Here is a 5,696-nt window from a genome sequence, read left to right on the forward strand (position 1 = left end):
TGATTCTGATGTAGAGGCCGACTCAGAGGCTGATGCTGACTCAGATACAGAAACTGATTCAGATGTTGACACTGATTCTAAGGTTGAAACCGACTCGGACGTAGACACTGATTCTGACGCTGACTCTGACGCTGATGCTGACTCTGACGCTGACCCAGATGTCGACACTGATTCGGACGTAGACACTGACTGACTTTCTGATACTGACTCGGATTCTGAGACTGATTCAGACGTAGATGATGACTCTGATGCCGAGACTGATTCAGAGGTTGATGCTGATTCAGAAGTAGACACTGATTCAGAAGTAGACACTGATTCAGAAGTAGACACTGATTCAGATACAGAAACCGATTCAGATACAGAAACTGATTCAGACGTTGACACTGATTCTGATGTTGACACTGATTCAGAAGCTGACGCTGATTCAGAAGCTGAGACTGACTCCGATGTTGATGCCGATTCTGATGTCGATGCCGATTCAGAGGTTGAGACTGATTCAGACGTTGACGCTGACTCAGATGTAGACACTGATTCTGACGTTGACACTGATTCTGAGGTTGATACAGATTCAGAAGTAGACACTGATTCAGATACAGAAACCGATTCAGATACAGAAACTGATTCAGATACAGAAACCGATTCAGATGTAGATATCGACTCAGAGGTCGAGACTGATTCAGAAGTAGAGGCTGATTCGGACGTAGACGCTGACTCAGACGAAGAAACTGATTCAGACGTTGATGCTGACTCGGATGCTGATACTGATTCTGAAGTCGAGACTGATTCTGATGCAGATGCAGATGCAGATGCCGATTCTGAGGTCGACACTGATTTGGATGTTGAAACCGACTCAGAGGCTGAAATTGACTCGGATGTTGAGACAGACTCGGATGCAGAAACCGACTCGGATATTGAAACTGATTCGGATGCTGATACTGACTCAGAGGTTGAGGCTGATTCGGATGTTGAAACCGACTCAGACGTAGATACTGATTCAGAGGTTGATGCTGACTCGGACTTAGACACCGATTCTGAGGTAGACACCGATTCTGAGGTTAACGCTGACTCAGACGTCGAGACTGACTCAGAGGTCGAGACTGATTCAGAAGTTGACACTGACTCAGACGCAGAAGCTGATTCGGATGTTGACACTGACTCAGATGTAGATACCGACTCAGACGTCGAGACTGACTCAGATGTAGACACTGATTCTGACGTTGACACTGATTCCGACGCTGAGACTGACTCGGAATCTGATGCTGACTCAGAGGTTGATGCTGATTCAGAAGTTGACGCTGACTCGGACGCAGAGGCTGATTCAGAAGTTGACGCTGACTCGGACGCAGAGGCTGATTCTGACATTGAAACCGACTCTGAAGTCGAAACTGACACTGAAGCAGAGACTGACTGACTTTCAGATACTGAGGTGCTCAACGATGCTGACAATGATTCAGAGGTCGAGATTGACTCAGACGTTGAGACTGATTCAGATACAGAAACTGACTCAGAGGTAGATGCCAACTCTGAGGTTGAAATTGACTCAGACGTAGATACAGATTCAGAGACTGAAACTGACTCAGAGGTCGAGACTGATTCTGAGGTTGACGCTGACTCAGACGTCGATGCCGACTCAGACGTTGATACTGATTCTGACGTTGAAACCGACTCTGAGGTTGAGATTGATTCTGACGCTGACTCGGACACTGACACAGATTCAGACGCTGAGACTGACTCCGATGTTGATGCCGATTCAGAAGCAGACACTGATTCTGAGGCTGAAACTGACTCAGATGTAGAAACCGATTCGGATGTTGATACTGATTCTGATGTAGATGCTGACTCGGACGCTGAGACCGATTCAGAGGTTGATGCTGATTCAGAGGTTGATGCTGATTCTGAGGCTGAAACTGACTCAGAGGCTGATACTGATTCAGATACAGAAACAGACTCGGAAGTCGATACTGATTTGGAAGTCGACACCGACTCAGACGTTGAAACCGACACCGAAGTAGAGGTTGATTGACTCTCTAATACGGAAGTGCTCAACGATGCTGATTTTCTAGCGGACTCACTCAAAGATACTGATGCAGACTCCGACTGCGATTGACTCACTGATTTTGAAGCCGACTCGCGAGTCGATTGACTTAGTGACGCTGATACCGACTGTGAAAGCGATGCTGAAACTGACTGACTCACTGAAACAGAGGCGCTCGTTGAAGCGGATGTCGAGCTTGAGATAGACTGGCTAACCACTTTGGATACACTTGCTGATACCGAAGCAGACTGCAAGGCACTGACACTTGCAGAAGCTGACTCCGAAACCTTCACAGATTCAGATTTTCTTGCCGATATAGATTGGCTCGTTGAAGCAGATTGAGAAATCTCCTTGCTCAATGATTGACTGCGAGATAGACTCGCTTGAGCGGATACACTTGCCGATGCTGATTGGCTTAGTGAAGCCGACAAACTTTGCGAGCGAACCGAGCTCAGTGACTGGCTAAATGAAACGCTCTGCTGAGCCGATACGCTCTGAGATTGCTTCGCACTTAAAGACTGACTGATCGATTGCGAAGTCTTCGTAGATGCACTCTGACTGTTTGATACAGACTGACTGTGATCGCTATCTGACAGTTTCACCGCTACGACATTGGTCGTACTATCTTTATAAGTAATGGTGACTGTACCATCACTATTAACCGTATAGGACTTAATCCGGTTGGCCACCTCTGGATTAACAGCCGATACAGCAGCAATCACCTTGCTCTTATCTGCATCTGTCAAGTCAGTCAGGCTCGTCACCTGAATAGTGCTTGTTGGAGCAACACCTGGCGTACGATCAGCAAGACGTCCTTGGGTAATCCGAATTTCACCCAAACCATTTGGACGGTTCATATTGGACGCATTGTCAATAGCTGCGACGTTGCGTTGCCATGTATTCCGGTAGGTATGGTAAAGGTCATCCTTCAGATGAATGGTCGTTGTGATGGTTGCAGGGTTCGCACTGGTAGCCGTAATATCTACCGTGATAGGAGCAATATCACCTGTTCCATACTGGCTGCCACCAAAGAAATTCCCGTTTAAAGCATTGTCGTTCAGATCCGCTCGTGCAACGACTTTCATTTCTTTCAACTTGCCACTGTCATCAGTAGCTGTAAAGGTCACAACCGCATCATCACCAGCGTAAATAGTATAATTCTTCCCACCACCTTCAAGAGGGGTTGATTTCGGTTCCACACCATTGACGGTCAACTTAGCCGTCACTTCAGGACGTGTGGCATCTGTTATAGCCACCATGTTACTGGCATCGGAATAAACTGCATAATCACCATACAGGATACGGGCTTTAGCATTTACACCACCCGTTTGTAAGGGAGCATTCGGTGTTACGATCGCTTGTCCAGAAGCATCCGCTACTGCTGTTCCCACTTCGTCGTCATTATTGTATAGAACGACTGTAGAACCTGGCTCAGCCCCCGTCACCGTTACAGGTGTTTGAGTATAGGCTTTCTCTAGTAAGCGAGTCTCAACCGTCGGTGCTGCTAGGCGCTTAACAGGAGCAGTTACATCATTTGTGGTGTTATCTTTATAAGTAATAGTCACCACACCAGATGATGAAACCGAATAAGATTTAAAATCCTTTGAAGTGGCAATATTTGGGTTAGCAGTCTTAAAAGCCTCCCAAACTTTCTCTTTTTCAGCCTGGGCCAAGTTAGTGGTATCATTGACAAAAGTTGCCGTCGTCACAGCCGTAATCGGGTTTCGAATGCCATCATTTTGTGGCAAAACCTGAATACGAAGCGTACGTGTCACTGACTGCTTAGCCGTATTCGTCACTACAAAAGAAACATTATAAATTTTTCCAGGTGTTACGACCTCTGTCTGCCCAACAGTCCCCACGATATTAAAGACAGCTGCACTATTTTTCAAGGCCGATGTTTGCGGAACATAAATGCCATTCACACGATCGCTACCAGAAGCGTAGCCAATGCTCTTAATATTATTTCGTGTAGGATTGGTTTCAACAACCTTATAAACCTGATTGATGTAATCAGAGTTATAAACAGAAATCAAGGCATTATTGGCTGGGCCGAGATTGTACTGGGGCGCACGAAGGCTGGTATCTGTGTCAATACGGTTCCCATTTCGAGGGTCGCGCTGACCAGATGTCGCGCGCAGCACCGCGTTGGCCAAGCGATTGCGAGCAATCTTAGCTTGTCTTTCCACTGCATCAATTTGGATTGCCGGATTGGACAAGCCAGTACGAATAGCTTCTAAAGCCAGATCTCCACTTTCAATAGCAGATTCTGTCCCAGGAATTTCCAGAGCCTGTGCCCGATAGGTGTATAAATCCAAGGCCAAGACCTGCAGACGCTTCACATGGTCTTCCGAGCGAGTGGTCTGAGCCGCTGCTTCTTTCTCACTCGTTTCAGGAGTAGCCCTGTGAATTGAATCGTCCTCTGAGAGACTGCTACTAGCAAATTCTGATGTGGACTGACTCGCTGAATGACTAACAACATGTGATTCGCTCAAAGAAACCGACTGAGACAAAGAAAGGTTGTCACTAGCTGACTCTGAAAATGAGCTGGATTCACTTATGGAGTGACTGGCTGACACAGAGTCTGTGGTAGACGTCATCCCCAAGACAAGACTATCCGAACCTGCTACACCGGTCGATGGGCTGATTTCAGACCCAACAGTCGCATTTATCTCATTTTCCTCAGCAAATACTGGGTTAGCAACCGTTGTTGCTCCAGCAAGAGCCCCTAGTACAACCATACCTTTTACTAGGTCTGCAGGCATTTGACGTGAAGAATCATCATATCTAACCATGATTTTTTCATCCACACCACCTCGCATGACACGAAATAAGCCTAACCGAGAAACAGATGCCCGTACCCAATTCTTCCCTGATTTGATTAATTTATAACGCGTGATTCGCTCCGTTTCGCGAAAATCACCCTTCGAACGTTTAAAAAACATGTCCGCTCCTTAAATTTTAGATATCGAGTTATTATACACTAATTTTCCCCAAAAGTAACTAATTAAGACTAGTTTTTAACACAAATAACAGCATACAAAAAGAGAACCCGGAGGTTCTCTTTTTGGATCCTTTTTCATTTCCCACATACCTGAAATGACCGAATCAAATTAGGATAGAAGATTATTTTTCATCTTCCTTTTTGCGACGTCCAAGTGCTGCAACCCCTGCAACCCCTGCAACTGCTCCAAGAAGAGCTGAAGCTACAGATCCTGTTTCACCAGTATTTGGAAGTTGTTCAAGAGCTGGAGCTGGTTGAGCTGGTTGCTCAGGAACTGGGTTCACTGGTGTGTTTGGTGTTGGATCCATTGGTTTATTAGGTGTTGGATCTACAGGAGTATTTGGTGTTGGAGTTGGTGGTACTGGTGTGTTTGGTGTTGGAACGGTTGGAGTCTTCACAAGTTTGTAAACGTAAGTAACGTTCTTATCACCTTCGATGACTTTACCAGTTGTTGGGTCAGTTGTCGTCAAGTGACCTTGTCCATCAACTTTACCTACTGGGTAGTTACCTTGTGGTACCAATTCGTAAACTTTACCATCTGGAGTTACGATTGTCTTAGGACGGTTATCCACAACTGTATCGTAGTCTTTACCTACTGGTTGATTTTCTTCGTCAGTGACATCGTCTTTAATCTTGTTACCATTGACGTCAACATAG

Annotated in this window: 2 protein-coding genes; both read right to left on the reverse strand. The window is 45.9% G+C overall.

Going from position 1 to position 5,696, the window contains the following annotated elements:
- On the reverse strand, nucleotides 1-4,980 hold a 4,980-nt coding region (locus tag ADI76_RS09720), incomplete at its 3' end, for an accessory Sec-dependent serine-rich glycoprotein adhesin (RefSeq protein WP_049516148.1).
- A 181-nt stretch (nucleotides 4,981-5,161) separates the two neighbouring features.
- The coding region (locus ADI76_RS09725) for an LPXTG cell wall anchor domain-containing protein (protein WP_049516151.1) at nucleotides 5,162-5,696 on the reverse strand (535 nt) is incomplete at its 5' end.

The organism is Streptococcus parasanguinis (assembly GCF_001074805.1).
GTDB classification, from domain to species: domain Bacteria; phylum Bacillota; class Bacilli; order Lactobacillales; family Streptococcaceae; genus Streptococcus; species Streptococcus parasanguinis_A.